Here is a 16,958-nt window from a genome sequence, read left to right as displayed (position 1 = left end):
GTTAACCGGCGGTAAATTCGAGCAGTGCATTGCGCACCTGCGCAATCACGCCATCCCACGCGCGGCTGTCGCTCTGGCGAAACAAACGCGCGGTCGGATACCAGGGGCTGTCGTCGCGGTCGAGCAGCCAGCGCCAATCGGGAGCATGCGTCACCAAAATCCATACCGGCTTTTGCAGAGCGCCGGCGAGATGCGCGACGCTGGTGTCAACGGATATGACGAGATCGAGTTGCGAGATGAGCGCCGCCGTATCGGAAAAATCGCCAAGCTCTTCGCCGAATTGCAGGATGTCGTAGTTCTCCAGCGTCTCGACATCGCCGGGGCGAACCTCCTTTTGCAAACTCACAAAGGTGGCGTCGATATCCAACAGCGGCAGCAGATCGCGCAGCCTCATCGACCGCTCCCGATCCCTGACATGTTTCGTATTGCCCGCCCAGGCGAGCCCGATACGTGTGCGACGTTTGGGCCCGATCAACCCACTCCAATATTCCAGGGCCTGCGCTGGCAAGCTCAGATAGGGCGTGCGCGCAGGAATCGTTTCCAGCCGGGACCTGAAGGCCAGCGGCAGGCTGGGAAAAGAGCATTGGCAGTCGAAATCCGGGAGAGGATCGCCCTTGGCGATAATTTGCGTTGTGCCGGCGAGACCCGCCATCAGTTCGCAAAGCGGCTCTTCGACTTCCATGATGACATGCGCGCCGCGCGCCGCGACCAGCGGCACGTAACGGCAGAATTGAATGGTGTCGCCAAATCCCTGTTCGCTGTGGAGCAGGATCGTCTTGCCGGCGATATCGTCCTCTCCAAGCCAGCGCGGCTGCGTGAAATCACGCTCCGCGAGTCGCGCGGTCGGAGCTTTGTGGCGCCACTCATATTCGATCCAGCCACGCTCGAAATCGCCGGTGACGAGGCTCGACAGGCTCTTGAGAAAATGCGCGTCGGCATAATCCGGGCGCAGCGCAATCGCCCGATCGTAACTCGCCAACGCCTCATCGAACCGCTTCAGATCGTACAGCGTGACGCCGCGATTGGCGAACGCCTCGGCGTAATCCGGGCGCGAGGCAACCGCCGTGTCGTGGCTCGCCAGCGCCTCCTCGAGCCGCCGAAGCTTATGCAAGGTGACGCCACGGTTGTTCAGCGCGGCCGCATCGTCCGGCCGCGCGGCAAGCGCACGCTCCTGGCTTGTCAGCGCCTCGTCATATCGCGCCAGGTCATGCATGGCGACGCCGCGATTGGTGAGCGCCTCGACATTATCCGGCTCCGAGGCAAGCGCACGCTCGAAGCTCTGCAGCGCCTCGTCGGATCGCCCCAGATCATGCAGCGTGGCGCCGCGATTGACCAGAGCTTGGGCATAATCCGGTCTCACGGCGATGGCGCGGTCGTAGCTCTTCAGTGCCTCATCGAATTGCTTTTGATCCTGCAGCGTGGCACCCCGGCCAACGAGCGCTTCGGGATAATCCAGACGCAAGGTCAGCGCGGCATCGTAACTCGCCAGCGCCTCGTCGAACCGCCCGAGCTTGTGCAGAACGGTGCCGCGGTTATAGAGCACTTCAGCGTGATGCGGCTGCAGATTGAGTGCACCGTTGTAGCTGGCCAACGCCTCTTCACGCCGTCCCAGTTCATCCAGTGCGTTGCCACGATTGCTCAGCGCATCGGCATGGTCCGGCCGCAGGGCGATGGCGCGGTCATAGCTTTCGACCGCCTCGCGGAATTGCTTCAGCTCATAGTGAGAGATACCGCGATTGACCAGCGCCTCGACAAAATCAGGACGCAGAGCGAGCGCGGCGCCGTAACTCGTTAACGCGGCTGCATGGCGTCCCAGCGCCTGCAAGGTGACGCCGCGATTATTGAGGGCTTCGGGATAGTCCGGCCGGAGCACCAGCGCACGGTCATAGCCCTCCAGCGCCTCGTCGTAGCGGCCAAGTTCCTGCAGGACGCCCGCGCGATTGTTGAGCACCTCGACGTGATCGGGCTGCACGGCACGCGCGCGGTCATAATTTTCCAGCGCTTCATCGTATCGCCCCAGCGCCTTCAGCACGGCGCCACGGTTGTTGAGCGCCTGGATAAAGTCCGGCCGCAGCAACAGCGCACGGTCGTAATTGGCAAGCGCCGCGTCGTGTCGGCCGAGCGAGGTGTTGATGACCGCAAGCAGGTTCAGTGTTGCAGCGGAATCGGGGTCGGCCGACAGTATTTTGAGGCAGAGCTGTTCCGCTTCGGCCAGCTTTCCGGCGTAATAGGATTTCAGGGCGATATCGAAGACTTCCGATACCGTCAAAGAGACCGTCGTCATTCCCTCGCCTTCGATGATCGGAAACGCCTCCGGCGGAAGGCCGCCGCTTTCCACAACACCCCACCAGCGGCGGATCGCCGCGTGACGCCGGGCGGCGCGAACGACGTTGCTTTATCTGACTCGCCGGGATCCTGGCCAGCGCCAATCAGACCGGTGAGGTCGACGAAGCGCGCCGATCGCAAGGAAAGCCCGGGTTCAGTTCGCACCCTCGCTGTCGTCGAGCACCTTGAAGGCGTCCTCGAGCTGCGGCGAGATCGCGACGTTCATCTTCTCGCCGGTCGGCAGCCGCGCGACGAACCATTTGTTGTAAAGCGGGATCAGGTCGTGATTGGTGCCGAGCTTGCGGAAGGTCCGTTCCACCACGGCTGTAAGCTGGGGCTCGCCCTTGCGGAACATGATGCCATAGGGGTCGTACGACAGATAGTCGCCGGTGACACGGAACTTGTCCTGCGACTTGTGCCGCGCGATCAGCCCGTAGAGCAGGATATCGTCGGTCGCGAACGCATCGGCCTTTCCGTCTGCGAGCATCTGATAGGATTGCTCGTGATCCGGCGACACCACGATGTTGAGACCAAGCCCGAGCTTCTTGTCGACGGCATGTATGGCCTGCTCGTTGGTGGTGCCTTTGGTCACCACCACGGTCTTGCCCTTCAAATCCGCCGCTCCGGAAATCCCCGACGCCTTCGGCACCATCAGCTTGGTGCCGGCCACGAACATCAGGGGCGAGAACGCGACCTGTTTGGCACGCTCCGCATTGGCCGTGGTCGATCCGCATTCGAGATCGACCTTGCCTTGCAGCACCGCCGGGATGCGGTCGTCCGATGTCACCTTGACATATTCTATCTTCAGGCCGGGATCATCGACCTCGACACCGATTTCGTCGACAACCGCCTCGCAAAGTTCGAGGCTGTATCCGATCGGCCGGTTGGCCTGGTCGAGAAACGAGAACGGCGGCGAGCTCTCGCGATAACCGAGATGCACGACATGCGTATTCTTGATATTGGCGAGCGTCGGGCTTAGCCCTTCACCGTCGGTCTGGGCTCCCGCTGCCGTTGTCAGCAGACACGCGGCCAACAATAGGCCGCCGGCCAAGGACGATCTCCTCCACATCTGGCGCATGCATCGCTCCCCTCAATGGCCGGCCATTGCGGGGATCTCGCCGGGAATCATCGTTGGCGGCACCACGTCATCGGGCCCGAGCGCATGCTCGGGCGCCAGCTCGCCTTCCCACTTCGCCACGACGGCGGTGGCAAGCGAGTTGCCGATCACATTGGTGGCGCTGCGGCCCATGTCGAGGAAGGTATCGATGCCCATGATCATCAACAGGCCCGCCTCGGGAATGCCGAACTGACCCAGTGTCGAGGCAATCACCACCAGCGATGCGCGGGGAACGCCGGCGACACCTTTCGAGGTGATCATCAGCGTCGCCAGCATCGCGAACTGCGTCCCGAGCGACATCTCGATGTGATAGGACTGCGCGATGAAGATGCTGGCAAACGTGCAGTACATCATCGTGCCGTCGAGATTGAAGGAATAGCCGAGCGGCAGCACGAAACTCGATATGCGCGACGATGCGCCGAAGCGATTGAGGCCTTCGAGCGTCTTGGGATAGGCCGCTTCCGAACTCGCCGTCGAGAACGCGATCATCAGCGGTTCGCGGATCAGCCGCAGCAAATGGCTGTATCTCGGCCCGATCGCCACGAAGCCGACCAGGACGAGGATGCCCCACAGGATCATCAGCGACAGGTAGAAGCCGCCCATGAAGACGACGAGCTTCCACAATACGGCAAGACCGTTCTTCGCCACCGTCGCCGTGATCGCCGCCCAGACCGCGATCGGCGCGAAATTCATCACATAGCTCGTCACCTTCAGCATGACGTGGCCGAGGTCATCGATCAGCGAAAGCAATTGCTTGGAACGCTCCGGCAGCGCGCCGAGCGCGACCGAGAAGAACACCGCGAATACCACGATCTGCAGGATTTCGTTCTGCGCCATCGCGTCCGCGATCGAGGTCGGGATCAAATGGGTCAGGAATTTCTCGATCGAGAACGCCGAGGTCGGCAGGCCGGTCGATTGCGCCTTGTCCGGCAGGGTGCCGGGAAAATTAGCTCCGGGCTGCAGCAGATTGACCATCACCAGCCCCAGCAGCAGCGACACGAAGGAGGCGCTGACGAACCAGCCCATGGTCTTTGCGAAGATGCGCCCGAGCCTGGCGCCGCTGCCCATATGGGCGATGCCGCCGACCAGCGTCGCAAACACCAGCGGCGCGATGATCATCTTGATCAGCCGCAGGAACAGCATCGCTATCAGGTTTACGTCGGCCGCGATGTCAGCCCGTGTGTCGGGCATGTAATTAAAAATCAGCGCGCCCATCACGACGCCAAGCACCATCGCGATCAGGATGTACTGCGTAAACCTGTTGGACATGTCCTACCCCCCTAAGTTCCCAGCGGTTGAGAGTTTGGCAGATTTTCAACCGGGCGCAACAAACTTCATAAATGCGTCACGCGGGTGCGCGCCACGCTGGCATGCCAGTCCACCTGCAAATGTTCCCGTTGTGAAAACAGCTTGCGGGGACTAGCGTCGCGTAGCGCACAATGTGTGCAGTCTGAGCGTCTTATGTGCGCTCCTCTGCATCAAACAACGACACACCGGGGGAACGCGATGAACGACAACATCAATCGACAGGTCCTGCTGGTCGAGAAGCCGACAGGAAAACTCGCGCCAGAACATTTCAAGATGTCTGAAGGCGCCATCCCGGAACCTGCAGACGGCGAAGCCTTGGTGCGGGTGCGTTATATTTCACTCGACGCCGCCAACCGCGCCTGGATGCACGGCGCGACCTATCGCGCCGCCGTCGAAGCCAACACGGTGATGGCCGGCGGCGGCATCGCCGAAGTCATATCGTCGAAAGCACCGGGACTTGCGCCGGGCGATCTTGTGTTCGGCGATACCGGTTGGCAGGACTACGCTGCCATCTCCGCCAGGCATTTGACCAAGATGCCGAAGGTCGAACCGATGACGCATCTGCTTAGCGTGTACGGCATCGCCGGTCTCACCGCTTATTTCGGGCTGCTCCATGTCGGAAAGCCAAAGGAAGGGGAGACCGTCGTGGTCTCGGCCGCGGCAGGTTCCGTCGGATCGCTCGTTGGCCAGATCGCTGGGATCAAAGGATGCCGCGTCATCGGTATCGCCGGCGGCAAAGACAAATGCCACTGGCTGACTTCCGAACTCGGCTTCGATGCCGCGGTCGATTACAAGGACGGCGCCACGTTCAAGGCGCTGAGGGCCGCTGCGCCAAAAGGCATCGATGTCTATTTCGACAATGTCGGCGGCGACATACTCGAAGCCTGTCTGGCGCAGATGAACAATCGCGGCCGCATCGCCTGCTGCGGCGCCATTTCGCAATATGACGGCGCGCCATCGGCCACCGGCCCACGCGGCGTGCCCGGCTTGATCGTGGTGAAGCGCCTCATCATGCAAGGCTTCATCGTGATGGACTTCATGGATCAGCGCGGCGAAGCATTGTCCGACCTGCAATCATGGGTCGCTTCCGGCAAACTCAGGGTTCAAGAGGACGTCATCAACGGCCTAGAGAATACGCCGAGGGCCCTGATCGGCTTGCTTGCGGGTGAAAACCGCGGCAAGCGGATGATCAAGGTGTGACGCTCTGCGTTCAAGAGGGCGTTTGTGATCCGCATCAGCCGCAACAATTTTCTTGCGGTGGAACCCGAAGGCGAAAATGATGCGGGTCACAAGGATTTTTCTTACAGGCTTTTCAAGTTTTAATTGGGTTGAAGCAGCTCCAGCGACAACAAAGGATTATTCAAATGATCGACAGGTCGAAAACTGCGGCGGCGCTCTGGGCGCTGATAACGGCCACCACATTTGCAACCGCGACACCGGCAGTTTCTCAGGTCACCGACGCACAACGCAGCGCCATTCGCGCCCAGTGCCGCTCGGATTATGAAGCGCATTGCGCGAGCGTCCCGCCAGGTGGCGCGGCGGCGCTGCAATGCCTGCAGAAAAACATGTCGAGCCTCGCGCCGGGCTGCCAGAGCGCGGTTCACGCCGTCGAGGCGGCGGCTGAACCCAAGGCCGATACGAAGACCGAGCCCAAGACTGAGTCAGCGCCGGCTGAACCGGCAGCCAAGCCGGCCGCCGAAGCACCCACCGCGACCGCCGCCAAGACGACGGAAAGGACAACTGAAACGGCAAGCGATAAAGCGGCTGCCAGCGCGCCGGCGAAAAAGCCTAGCAGCGCGCAGGTTGCTGCCATACGCAGCGCCTGCCGCTCCGACTATCAGCGAACCTGCGCCGGCGTGCCGACGGGCGGCGCCGCCGCACTGAATTGCCTGGAGAAGAACAAGTCAAAACTTTCGGCGAGTTGCCAGCAGGCCGTCAACGCGGCTGGCGGCGGCGCTGCAACATCAGCGGCAGGCGACACTGCTCCGGCCGCAGCGGCGACCGCCGGCCCCGACGCGGCTCCCGCGGCAGCGCCGCTGGTGCTGCGGCCGATGCGCCCGCGCGAGGTGCTGTTTGTGTTGCGGTCGGCCTGCGGCGGCGACGTTCGCGCGCTTTGTCCCGGCGTTGAACCGGGCGGCGGCCGGATCGCGCACTGCCTGGCCGAGCAGGCCGCCTCGCTGTCGCCGGCTTGCCGGGACGTTCTGGCCCCGTTTGCGGCGCGATAGGCTTCACGCGCGTTCCTGTCACTCGGTGCGGGTGAGCGGCGCGTGGCTGCGCCGCTGCTGATGAGTCACGCAGGTCTTCGGAGCTTTTTCGGTAGCGCCGAAATCGCGCAACGAATAGTCTGGATCCCAATTGTCAGTATACTGCCAAATCGGGGAGGAAGATCGTGCGTATCGCCGTGATCGGCGGAGGCCCCGGCGGCCTCTACTTTGCTTATCTGTGGAAGAAGCAGCACCCTGACGCCCATATCGATTTGTTCGAGCAGAATGCCGCCGACGCCACCTGGGGCTTTGGCGTGGTGTTCTCCGAACAGGCGCTTGAATTCCTGCGCGCCGATGATCCCGACACGGTCGACGCCATCGCGCCGCGGATGGAGAGCTGGAAAAACATCACGCTGAATCTGCGCAGCGAAAGCGTCGAGATCGACGGCGTCGGCTTTTCCTCGATCGGCCGGCTCGAGCTGTTGACGATTCTGCAGCACCGCGCCCGCGCCGTCGGCGTCACACTGCGATACGACACACTGATCCAATCGCTGGATCGGTTGACGGGCTACGATCTGATCGTGGCCGCGGATGGCCTTAATTCGCTGGTCCGCCGCACGTTTGAAAACCAGTTCGGAGCATCGGTCTCGCATTCGACCAACAAGTTCGCCTGGTATGGCACGACCCAGCGCTTCGAGACCTTGTCGCAGACTTTTGTGAAAACCGAACTCGGGTCGTTCAACGCCCATCACTACAGATATTCATCCGCGATGAGCACCTTCCTGGTCGAATGCGATATGGCGACCTGGCAAGCTTACGGCTTTGCCGACAAGACCATCGAGGAATCGCAGGCGATTTGCCAGCAGGTATTTGCTTCCACACTCGCCGGACATGAGCTGATCTCGAACAAGTCGGTATGGCGCAATTTTCCGTGGATCTGGAACGAACACTGGTCGCACCAAAATATTGCGTTGATCGGCGACGCGCTGCATTCGGCGCATTTCTCGATCGGTTCGGGCACGCGGCTCGCGATCGAGGACGCGATCGCGCTGACCAGGGCGCTGGAGACAGACGGCGATATTCTCGCAAGACTCGCGCGCTATGAGGCCGGACGCAAGCCGATCGTGAAAAAACTGGTGACGGCAGCGCGCACCAGCGCCGATTGGTACGAACATTTTCCCGAACATATGAAACTCGACCTGATGGACTTCGCCTATAGCTACATCACCCGCTCCGGCCGGATCGACGATGCGCGTCTGCGCGCGATGTCGCCGGAATTCATGGCGCGCTACGAGGCGTCGAGGAAGGGGCCAACTCACGCATGACCACAAGCATGAAAAACCAGATTTTCGATCAGGTGCCAACAGACAATTCCGGCTCGCGCGAGATCGGCTTTGCGATCCCGCAAGCGTACAACGCCAGCCGCATCCTGTTCGACAATCTAGCGCACGGCCGTGGGGACCGGCTCGCGCTGACCGGACCGGCCGGCTCGCGCAGCTATGCCGAGCTTTGCGCGGACGCGTCGCGCTGGGGACACGGTTTTCAGTCGCTGGGCCTCAGGCGCGGCGACCGCATCCTGATGTTCCTCGACGATACACCGGCCTATCCAGCGGCGTTTTTCGGCGCGGTGCGCGCGGGCTACGTACCACTCCTGATCAATACGCTGACGCCATCCGACCTGCTGCAATTCTATCTGTCGGACTCGGGCGCCTCCGTCGCGGTCACGGATGCGGAATTTTGCCCGCGCTTCGATGCGGTGGCGCGCAAGGACACGTCCTTGCGCACGCTTGTCGTCACTAATGGCCCCGCAGCCAATCATGCAGTGCCAGACACTGTCATTACAGCACAATGGCTGCAGGGTTTCTCCACGGATCTCGCAGAAGCCGATACTCATCGCAACGAGATGGCGTTCTGGATGTATTCGTCGGGCTCGACCGGACGGCCCAAGGGCATCGTCCACCTCCAGCACGACATGGCCTATAGCGAAGCGGCGTTTGCGCGCAACGTGTTGAAGCTTAAAGCCGGTGACATCTGCTTTTCCGTGCCGAAGATCTTCTTCGCCTATGGTTTTGGCAACTCGATCACCTTCCCGTTCTCGGTCGGCGCCGCGACGCTGCTGCTGCCGGGCCAGCCGAAGCCTGCCGCGATCTTTGGGGCGATCGAGCGCTTTCGGCCGACCGCATTTTTCGGATTGCCGACGCTCTACACCGCGCTGACCAAGGCTGACGGTGCAACAAGCACGGATTTTTCGTCGCTGCGGCTGGCGCTGTCAGCCGCTGAGGTGCTTTCGGTCGAGGTTTTCAACGGCTGGAAGGCGCTGACTGGCCTTGAGATCGTCGAGGGACTGGGGTCCACGGAGGCGCTGCACATCTATCTCTCCAACCGGCCCGAGCGGAAAAAACTCGGCGCCGCCGGGCTTCGGGTGCCCGGCTATGAAATCCTGTTGAAGGACAAGGACGGCCGCGAGGTCGGCGACAACGAGGAAGGCATCCTGTGGGTTCGCGGCGATTCCAATACGCCGCTGTACTGGAACCGGCCGGACAAATCGGCCGAGACGATCCGCGACGACGGGTGGATCTACACCGGCGACCGTTTCGTTCGCGACAGCGACGGCTTTCATTTCTTCCGCGGCCGCGCCGATGACCTGATCAAGATCTCCGGCCAGTGGGTCTATCCACTCGAGGTCGAGCTTTGCCTGATCGAGCACCCCGACATCCGCGAATGCGCGGTGTTCGCCGCCGAACTGCCCGACCGCCGCATGACGCTGAAAGCCGTGGTGGTGATGAACAGCAGCGCCTTCGATGCAGCGGAAGCGACCAAGATGCTGCAGGACTACGTCAAGGCAAAACTATTGCCTTACAAATATCCGCGCGAGATCACCTTCATCGACGAGTTGCCGAAAACCGGCACCGGCAAGATCGACCGTCAGGCGTTGATGAGGGTTTAGGACGCGCCCTCCGTCATGGCCGGGCTCGTCCCGGCCATCCACGTTTTTATTGTTGCAACACCCATAAGACGCGGATGCCCGGCGCAAGGCCGGGGCATGACGAAACGTTACTCCCCCAATCCCGTCCCGCCGTAGAGCCAGGCGAGATCCCTGTAATAATCCTCCGACGTTTTCGCGCTCATGATGGCGTTGCGGAGGCGGGCGTGTTCGCCGGCGGGATGGTAGATGTGTTCGCCGATGGCGCGGGACAGCAGTTGCACGCGCGCGGTGCGCGGGAAGCGCTGCGCGCGATACTGTTCAAGCGCTCTGGCGTGGTCGTCCGGATAGGACCCCAGCATGTGCGACAGGCACACCGCGTCTTCCATCGCCTGACAGGCGCCTTGCGCGAAATATTGCAGCATCGGGTGCGCGGCATCGCCGAGCAGCGCGACGCGGCCGTCGATCCAGCGCTCGACCGGATCGCGGTCGCACAGCACCCACAGCCGCCAGTTCTTGCCGTGGCGAATGATGTCCCTGGCGCGCTCGTGAACGTGCCGAAAGCCCTGCATGACCTCTTCGTCGGAAACCGGCTTGCCGGCCACCGGCTCCGGCGCATCGTTGTGATAGGTGACGACGAGGTTGAACACCTTCCAGCCCGACAGCGGATAATGCACGATGTGGCATTTCGGCCCGGCCCACAGCGTCGCCGCGTTCCAGCGCAGATCTTCCGGCATCTCCTCGGTCGGGATCACCGAGCGATAGGTGGTGTGGCCGGAGACTCGCGGCGGCCCGTCTGCGGTGACCTGCTTGCGGATACTGGACCACAATCCGTCCGCGCCGATCAGAAGCGCACCGGTGACGCGCTCGCCCGAGGCAAGCCGCGCCGTCACCGATGATCCGTCCTGGCCGTAGCCAACCACCTCGCTGCTGACGCGCAGATCGATCAGCTCGTGATCCCGGCAGGCCTTGAGAAAGACGCCGTGCAGGTCGCCGCGATGCACCACCGCATAAGGGTTACCGAAGCGCGCGCGGAAGGCGTCGCGCAGATCGACATGGGTAATCTCCTCGGCGGTCAGGGCATCCATCAACCGGAGCTGATCGATATAGACGGCCATGCCGCGCGCGGCCTCGCCGACGCCGAGATAGTCGAAGGCATGGAACGCATTGGGACCGAGCTGGATGCCGGCGCCGATCTCGCCGAGCGCGGCAGCCTTCTCCAGCAGGATGGAACGGATGCCCTTTTGCGCCAGCCCCAGCGCCGCCGCGAGGCCGCCGATGCCGCCCCCTACGATCAGCACCGGGCGTGCGCCTGCTCCCGATCCCATCAGCTTGATTTCCTGAAATGTTCAAGCGCGTCTTCCGCGCGCAACGGCACCCGCGAGGCTTCGTTGTTGAGGTCGACCAGTTGCGTCATCAAGGCCAGCAAGGTTTTGCGATCCTCGGGCTTCAGCGGCTGCAGCATGCGCGCCTGCGCCCGATCAACCGACGGCATGATATTGCGCAGCAAGGTCGCGCCTGACCTGGTGAGATAAAGCAGCTTGACGCGCTTGTCCTCAGTGGCCGGCTTTCGCTCGATAAGATTTTTCGCCTCCAGCCGTTCGATCACGCTGCCTAATGTCGAGCGATCGAAAGCGATCACGGCGGAAAGCCGGGTGGCATCGATGCCGGGGTGGGTGCGGATCGCAACCAGCGCCGCATATTGCACCGGCGTCAGGTCGTGGGCCTTGCACTCCTCGACGAAAATCGCGACCGCAATCTGCTGCATGCGGCGAAACAGATAGCCCGGCGCGGTATAGACCGCGTCCATCGTGATCGGGTCGGTCTTATTCGGCATCGGGTTGCCGGTCCGGTGCGGCGTCCGCGAACGCCTTCACCGCTTTCGCCGCCGCTTCCGCTTTCAGCAATTTTGGATAGGCCGCGACATCGACGCCGAAGCGGCGGGCGTTGGCGAGCTGCGGCACCAGGCACAGATCGGCGATCGTCGGCGCCGCGCCAAAACAGAACGGGCCGGCCTCGTTTGCGATCAGCGTTTCGCAGGCGGCGAGGCCCTCGCGGTTGGCCCAGGCCGCCCATTCCGTCACCTGTTCCTCGGGCAGGCCGAGCTGGCGCAGCCGCGCCAGGACTTTCAGATTCTGCACCGGATGGGTGTCGCAGGCGAGCGCCATCGCAAAGGCGCGAACCTTGGCGCGGCGCAGCGGATCCTTCGGCAGCAGCGGCGGCTCGGGATGGATTTCGTCGAGCCATTCGATGATCGCCAGCGACTGGGTGAGGATCGCGCCCTGATCGCTCTCGAGCGTCGGGACCAGCCCCTGCGGATTGATCGCGAGATAAGCGGGCGCGCATTGTTCGCCCTTGCGAAGATGATGGGCCAAGTGCTCCGCGCCCAAGCCCTTCAGGTTCAATGCGATTCTGACCCGGTAGGACGCGCTGCTGCGGAAATAGCCGTGCAGCTTCATCGTAACCTCCCTCAATTCTTCTTGTTTGCCGGTATTGCGGCGTTGACGCTATCCACTTTGTAAGTATGCTGTCAATTAGTCCAAGCAACAAGAACGACGGGAGGCTGCCATGGAAGCCGTGCTGAAGACGCCGGAACGCGAGGCATTTTACAAGAAGATCGACGGCGAAAATCTCTCCGCGCTGTGGAACGTGATGGGCGATCTCATCACGCCCGAACCGAAGAGCGCCTGCCGGCCGCATCTGTGGAAGTTCGACGCGATCCGCGACTACATGACGGAAGCCGGCAAGCTGATCACCGCCAAGGAAGCGGAGCGGCGGGTGCTGGTGCTGGAAAACCCGGGGCTGCGCGGGCAATCGAAAATCACCACGTCATTGTTTGCCGGCGTGCAGATGGTGATCCCCGGCGACGTCGCGCCGGCGCACCGTCATAGTCAATCGGCTTTGCGCTTCGTGCTCGAAGGCAAGGGCGCGTTTACCGCCGTCGACGGGGAGCGCACGGCAATGGAGCCGGGCGATTTCGTGATCACACCGTCGATGACCTGGCACGACCACAGCAACCAGACATCGGAGCCGATGTTCTGGCTGGACGGACTCGATATTCCGATGGTGCAGTTTTTCGATGCGTCGTTCGCGGAAGGATCGAACGAGGATCAGCAAAAGATTACCCGCCCCGCCGGCGACAGCTTTGCCCGCTACGGCCACAATCTGCTGCCGATCGACCAGAAGCGTGTCTCCAAGACCTCGCCGATCTTCAACTATCCCTACAGCTACACGCGCGAGGCGCTGGAGCATGCCAAGGCGCGCAACGAATGGGACGCCTGTCACGGGCTGAAGCTGAAATTCTCCAATCCCGAGACCGGCGACTTCGCGATGCCGACCATCGGCACCTTCATCCAGCTGCTGCCGAAGGGTTTCAAGACCGCGCGCTATCGTTCGACCGACGCCACCGTATTCGCGGCGATCGAAGGCCGCGGACGCACGCGGGTCGGCGAGCAGACTTTCGAATGGGGCTCACGTGACCTGTTCGTGGTGCCGAGCTGGCAGTGGGTCACCCACGAGGCCGACGAGGATTCCGTGGTGTTCAGTTTCTCCGACCGCCCGGTGCAGCAGAAGCTCGATCTGTTCCGCGAGGACCGCGGCAACGCATAGACTGTCGAACCGTCATTGCGAGGAGAAGCGACGAAGCAATCCAGTGCTCTTTTGTGGCTCTGGATTGCCTCGCGGCGCCTGTCATCGGGCGGCGCTTTGCGGCCCGCCCGTTGGCTCGCAATGATGAAAACAACTCAATCGTGGATCACGCTCCAGACCGCTTTTCCAGGTCCGGCGAGCGCCACCCGAAAGCGTTGACCATCCTGCGTCCAGTTGTCCGATGGGCGCTCACCACTATCCGTCGTTCATCCTCTCTCGTATCCAGATGGCAAAAGCTTCCGCATGGGGCGACAGCGGCTGGTTTTCCGGATAGATCAAATAATAAGAGCGCAGCGAGGTGATCATCGGTCCCGACAGGCGAACCAGGGTTCCTTTGTCCAGGGCATCGGCGACCAGCCACTTTCGCCCCAAAGCAACGCCCTCGCCTGCCTCAGCGGCCTGAAGCAGCAGATTAGCATCGTCGAACGTCTTCCCGGCAAGGGGTAAGCGGGCGGTCACGCCCGCGCGGCCGAACCAACGCTGCCAGTCGTCGTAAGGATTCAGCAGCGGATATTCGAGCAATTCCTGCGCGGAATGAGGCAGTCTGTCGTAACCAACGATGCCATTCTTCGCCGCAACGGGAAACAGTTTCTCTTGGGCCAGCCGTTCCGATGTGACTCCGGCCCACTTGCCTTCGCCATTGCGGATTCCGAGGTGGATTTTCTTCTTCGTGAGGTCGAGTGGCGCCATCACCGAGATCAATTCCACTGCGATGTCGGGATGTCGAGACTGGAAATCCGACAGACGCGGCAACAGCCAACGGGTCGCGAATGAAGGAAGAACCGTGACCGTCAGGCGTGCCGACGAATTCGTCGCGTCTCGGCCGAGTGTCACAGCGGCGTCAGACATCAACTTCAATGCTTCCGCGACTGTCGCCTGCAACTGTTGGCCTTGCGGGGTGAGCACCATCCCGCGCTTGGTGCGGGTAAACAGCGCAACACCCAGCTCGGCTTCCAAAGCACGTATCTGGCGGCTCACGGCACCGTGGGTCAGGAACAATGCATCCGCAGCGGCGCGGAGCGTGGGATGACGCGCGGCAACCTCAAAGACCTGAAGATTGCGAAGGGACGGAAGGGCCATCGCCAGTCACCGGGACAACGTTGATATCGGGTTTGATTGGTGACCCCGGCTCACCAAGACGCAGGCATTTTTATCGTTTTCCATCCAAAAACGAAACGATTAATCAGAGCCGCAATCCAGCTTCTGAAGAAAAGAGACGATAATGAAAAAATCTCCCGTTCATACCATTTCGTCACTGGTGCGCATGTCTCTTATCGCCTTGCCCCAGGTACTGACCGGCGCATGTGCGATGGCTACCGAAGCACAACCGCTTTCGCTGGAAGGGACCTGGGTCATGACTTCAGCCTATGAAGTCCTCGCTGACGGCACGCGCACCACGAACTACGGCGAGCATCCAAACGGTCTGCTGATGATCGATAAGACTGGACGCTATTCATTACAGATTTTCCGTCCCGGAAGAGCAAAATTTGCCTCCGGTGACAAGACACGCGGCACACCGCAGGAATACCGTGAGGCGGTTTTGGGTTCGAGCACCCATACCGGACATGTCGTCGTCGACCCGGCGAAGGGCAGACTGACGTTCAACATCGATACGGCCTCTTATCCCAATTGGGAGGGGGCGCAACAGGTGCGCGATTACACTTTCAAAGACGGTACCTTGACCTATTCGGTGCCTGCGAGTGCGTCGGGCAACGGCACTGTCGCCTATTCCATTTGGCGACACGAGCCGCAATGATCTCAGCGGATAGACAAACGGCGAAGCGTTGCGCTCGCTCATGCTCGATTCCCGAACGGCATTCCAGCCGAACTCTAGCGCCAGTGCAGCAGGCGCGTTTCCAGCCAGTTGATCAATTTGCCCACCGCCAACCCGAACAGCGACAGGATCACGACGCCGGCCAATAGCTGATCGGTCTGCATCAGATTGCCGGCCTGCAGCACGAAGGCGCCGATGCCGAACTCGGCGCCGATCATCTCGGCACTCACCACCAGCAAGAGCGCGATCGATGCGGTAATGCGGAATCCCGCAAGGATCGAGGGCAGCGCCCCCGGCCAGATCACCCGGCGCACGATGGCGTGAAACGGCACGTTGAAGCTCTGTGCCATCTGGATCAGGTTGCGCGGCACCGCATCGACGCCGCTGTAGACCGAAATCGCGGTGGAGAAGAATACGCCGAGCGCGATGGTGGCGATCTTCGGCTCTTCGCCGATGCCGAGCCACAGGATCAGCAGCGGCAACAGCGCGATCTTCGGAATCGGAAACAGTGCCGAGATAAAGGTGATGCCGATGCCGCGGGCGAGGCCTGAAAGACCGATCGCGAATCCGACGATGACGCCGGCGACGGTGCCGAGGATCCATCCCGCGCCGATCCGCATGATCGAATACGACAGATGCTGCCAAAGCGCGCCCGATATCGCGAGCTGATAGATCGCGCGCGCGATCGCCCATGGCGCCGGCAGGAACAGCGGATTGACCCAGCCGGCACTGCCGGCCAGTTGCCAGAACGCGATCACCAGCGCCAGCGCGATCCAGCCGGCGCGGCGACCCGCTTTCGGGGCAAAGCCCGCGCCGCGAAACGCGACGGGTCGTGTTTCAGTGGTTGAATTGGTCTGCGGCGGATCATCCCGCCGGTTCGAGCGGTCAAGCATGCTGGACCTCCCGCTCAGCATCGATCGCCTCGGTGCGGATCAGCGACCACAATTGGTTTTGCAACGCGAGCAACTGGCCGCGCGCATTGACGTCACCACGCTCGCCACGCGTCATGGGAATGGTGACGACCTCGCGGACACGGCCGGGCCGCCGCGACAGCACCACGATGCGATCGGCGAGCCGGACCGCTTCCTCCAGATTATGCGTCACATAGACCGCGCTCATCGCGCCATCGGCGAGCAGGCGAACAAAATCCTCCATCAGCAATTCACGGGTCTGCGAATCCAGCGCCGACAGCGGCTCGTCCATCAGCAGGATTGCAGGCCGCACCGCAAGCGCCCGCGCGATGCCGACGCGCTGGCGCATGCCGCCTGACAATTGCTTGGGGTACGTGGCGCGGAAATCGGAGAGACCCGTGCGCTTCAGGGCATCGTCGACGACCCCGAGGCGCTCGGCTGTGCCGAGACCGGAATGCAGCAGCGGAAATTCGACATTCTCTTCGACCGTGGCCCACGGCAGCAGCGCAAAATCCTGGAACACGAAGGTCAGCGGGTTGAGGCTGCCCGGCGGCGGCGCGCCGCGCAATTCCGCCACGCCCGCGCTCGGTCGCAACAGGCCGCCGAGGATCGACAGCAGCGTGCTCTTGCCGCAGCCGGACGGCCCGACGATCGCGACCACTTCGCCAGCACCAACCGTGAACGACACGTCGTCCAGCACGTCGAGCGCGCCGAAGCGATGGCTGATATGGTTGGCGATCAGGTCCAT

15 protein-coding genes are annotated in these 16,958 nt (G+C 62.1%); 6 read left to right on the top strand and 9 right to left on the bottom strand.

Annotation, left to right across the window (positions count from 1 at the left end; translation table 11 throughout):
* Position 1: 1 nt before the first annotated feature.
* The 3 genes from BLV09_RS27250 to BLV09_RS27240 all read right to left on the bottom strand — a co-directional run bounded on the left by BLV09_RS27250 (position 2) and on the right by BLV09_RS27240 (position 4,711).
* The gene (locus BLV09_RS27250) at positions 2 to 2,284 is read right to left on the bottom strand and encodes a tetratricopeptide repeat protein (protein WP_146689604.1); all 2,283 of its coding nucleotides are present in this window, start codon (positions 2,282 to 2,284) and stop codon (positions 2 to 4) included.
* A 195-nt stretch (positions 2,285 to 2,479) separates the two neighbouring features.
* Entirely contained in the window at positions 2,480 to 3,403 is a 924-nt protein-coding gene (locus BLV09_RS27245) for an amino acid ABC transporter substrate-binding protein (RefSeq protein ID WP_146689603.1), read from the bottom strand.
* Between the two features lie 12 nt (positions 3,404 to 3,415).
* The gene (locus BLV09_RS27240; protein WP_100385308.1) at positions 3,416 to 4,711 is read right to left on the bottom strand and encodes a dicarboxylate/amino acid:cation symporter; all 1,296 of its coding nucleotides are present in this window, start codon (positions 4,709 to 4,711) and stop codon (positions 3,416 to 3,418) included.
* 237 nt (positions 4,712 to 4,948) lie between these two features.
* On the opposite strand from BLV09_RS27240, the gene BLV09_RS27235 reads away from it, so the two are divergent.
* The 4 genes from BLV09_RS27235 (at position 4,949) to BLV09_RS27220 (ending at position 9,901) form a co-directional block, all read left to right on the top strand.
* Complete coding sequence (locus BLV09_RS27235; protein WP_146689602.1) at positions 4,949 to 5,950, top strand: NADP-dependent oxidoreductase; 1,002 nt, start codon at positions 4,949 to 4,951, stop codon at positions 5,948 to 5,950.
* Between the two features lie 164 nt (positions 5,951 to 6,114).
* Positions 6,115 to 6,975, top strand: a complete 861-nt coding sequence (locus BLV09_RS27230; RefSeq protein ID WP_146689601.1) for a cysteine rich repeat-containing protein — start codon at positions 6,115 to 6,117, stop codon at positions 6,973 to 6,975.
* Positions 6,976 to 7,139: 164 nt separating this feature from the next.
* Positions 7,140 to 8,279: an FAD-dependent monooxygenase gene (locus BLV09_RS27225; RefSeq protein ID WP_146689600.1), complete on the top strand. Its 1,140-nt coding sequence runs from the start codon at positions 7,140 to 7,142 to the stop codon at positions 8,277 to 8,279.
* An 8-nt stretch (positions 8,280 to 8,287) separates the two neighbouring features.
* The gene (locus tag BLV09_RS27220; protein ID WP_146691323.1) at positions 8,288 to 9,901 is read left to right on the top strand and encodes a benzoate-CoA ligase family protein; all 1,614 of its coding nucleotides are present in this window, start codon (positions 8,288 to 8,290) and stop codon (positions 9,899 to 9,901) included.
* Positions 9,902 to 10,008: 107 nt separating this feature from the next.
* Here the strand turns inward: BLV09_RS27220 and BLV09_RS27215 are convergent, their stop codons facing one another.
* The 3 genes from BLV09_RS27215 to maiA are packed head-to-tail and all read right to left on the bottom strand — an operon-like array spanning position 10,009 to position 12,336.
* Positions 10,009 to 11,205, bottom strand: coding sequence for a 3-hydroxybenzoate 6-monooxygenase (locus tag BLV09_RS27215; protein WP_146689599.1), 1,197 nt, complete (start codon positions 11,203 to 11,205; stop codon positions 10,009 to 10,011).
* On the bottom strand, positions 11,205 to 11,714 hold the full coding sequence (locus BLV09_RS27210) for a MarR family winged helix-turn-helix transcriptional regulator (RefSeq protein WP_100385304.1): 510 nt from the start codon (positions 11,712 to 11,714) through the stop codon (positions 11,205 to 11,207). The genes BLV09_RS27215 and BLV09_RS27210 overlap by 1 nt, the downstream gene beginning before the upstream one ends.
* A complete protein-coding gene (gene maiA / locus BLV09_RS27205) occupies positions 11,704 to 12,336 on the bottom strand; it encodes a maleylacetoacetate isomerase (protein WP_100385303.1) in 633 nt (210 codons plus the stop codon). The genes BLV09_RS27210 and maiA overlap by 11 nt, the downstream gene beginning before the upstream one ends.
* A 109-nt stretch (positions 12,337 to 12,445) precedes the next feature.
* Here maiA and gtdA point away from each other — a divergent pair, with 109 nt between their 5' ends.
* On the top strand, positions 12,446 to 13,486 hold the full coding sequence (gene gtdA / locus BLV09_RS27200; protein WP_146689598.1) for a gentisate 1,2-dioxygenase: 1,041 nt from the start codon (positions 12,446 to 12,448) through the stop codon (positions 13,484 to 13,486).
* Between the two features lie 234 nt (positions 13,487 to 13,720).
* Here gtdA and BLV09_RS27195 read toward each other — a convergent pair whose 3' ends face one another.
* Positions 13,721 to 14,605, bottom strand: a complete 885-nt coding sequence (locus tag BLV09_RS27195; protein WP_146689597.1) for a LysR substrate-binding domain-containing protein — start codon at positions 14,603 to 14,605, stop codon at positions 13,721 to 13,723.
* Between the two features lie 142 nt (positions 14,606 to 14,747).
* Here BLV09_RS27195 and BLV09_RS27190 point away from each other — a divergent pair, with 142 nt between their 5' ends.
* Positions 14,748 to 15,281, top strand: a complete 534-nt coding sequence (locus tag BLV09_RS27190) for a lipocalin-like domain-containing protein (RefSeq protein WP_197684983.1) — start codon at positions 14,748 to 14,750, stop codon at positions 15,279 to 15,281.
* Between the two features lie 74 nt (positions 15,282 to 15,355).
* On the opposite strand, the gene BLV09_RS27185 is transcribed toward BLV09_RS27190, so the two are convergent.
* Both BLV09_RS27185 and BLV09_RS27180 read right to left on the bottom strand, forming a co-directional pair.
* Positions 15,356 to 16,192, bottom strand: a complete 837-nt coding sequence (locus BLV09_RS27185) for an ABC transporter permease (RefSeq protein ID WP_167558894.1) — start codon at positions 16,190 to 16,192, stop codon at positions 15,356 to 15,358.
* Positions 16,185 to 16,958 carry an ABC transporter ATP-binding protein gene (locus tag BLV09_RS27180; RefSeq protein WP_146689595.1) on the bottom strand — a complete coding sequence of 258 codons (774 nt, stop codon included), beginning with the start codon at positions 16,956 to 16,958 and terminating at the stop codon, positions 16,185 to 16,187. The genes BLV09_RS27185 and BLV09_RS27180 overlap by 8 nt, the downstream gene beginning before the upstream one ends.

The organism is Bradyrhizobium canariense, from assembly GCF_900105125.1.
Classification (GTDB): Bacteria; Pseudomonadota; Alphaproteobacteria; order Rhizobiales; family Xanthobacteraceae; genus Bradyrhizobium; species Bradyrhizobium canariense_A.
This window is presented reverse-complemented; position numbering and strand designations above follow the sequence as displayed.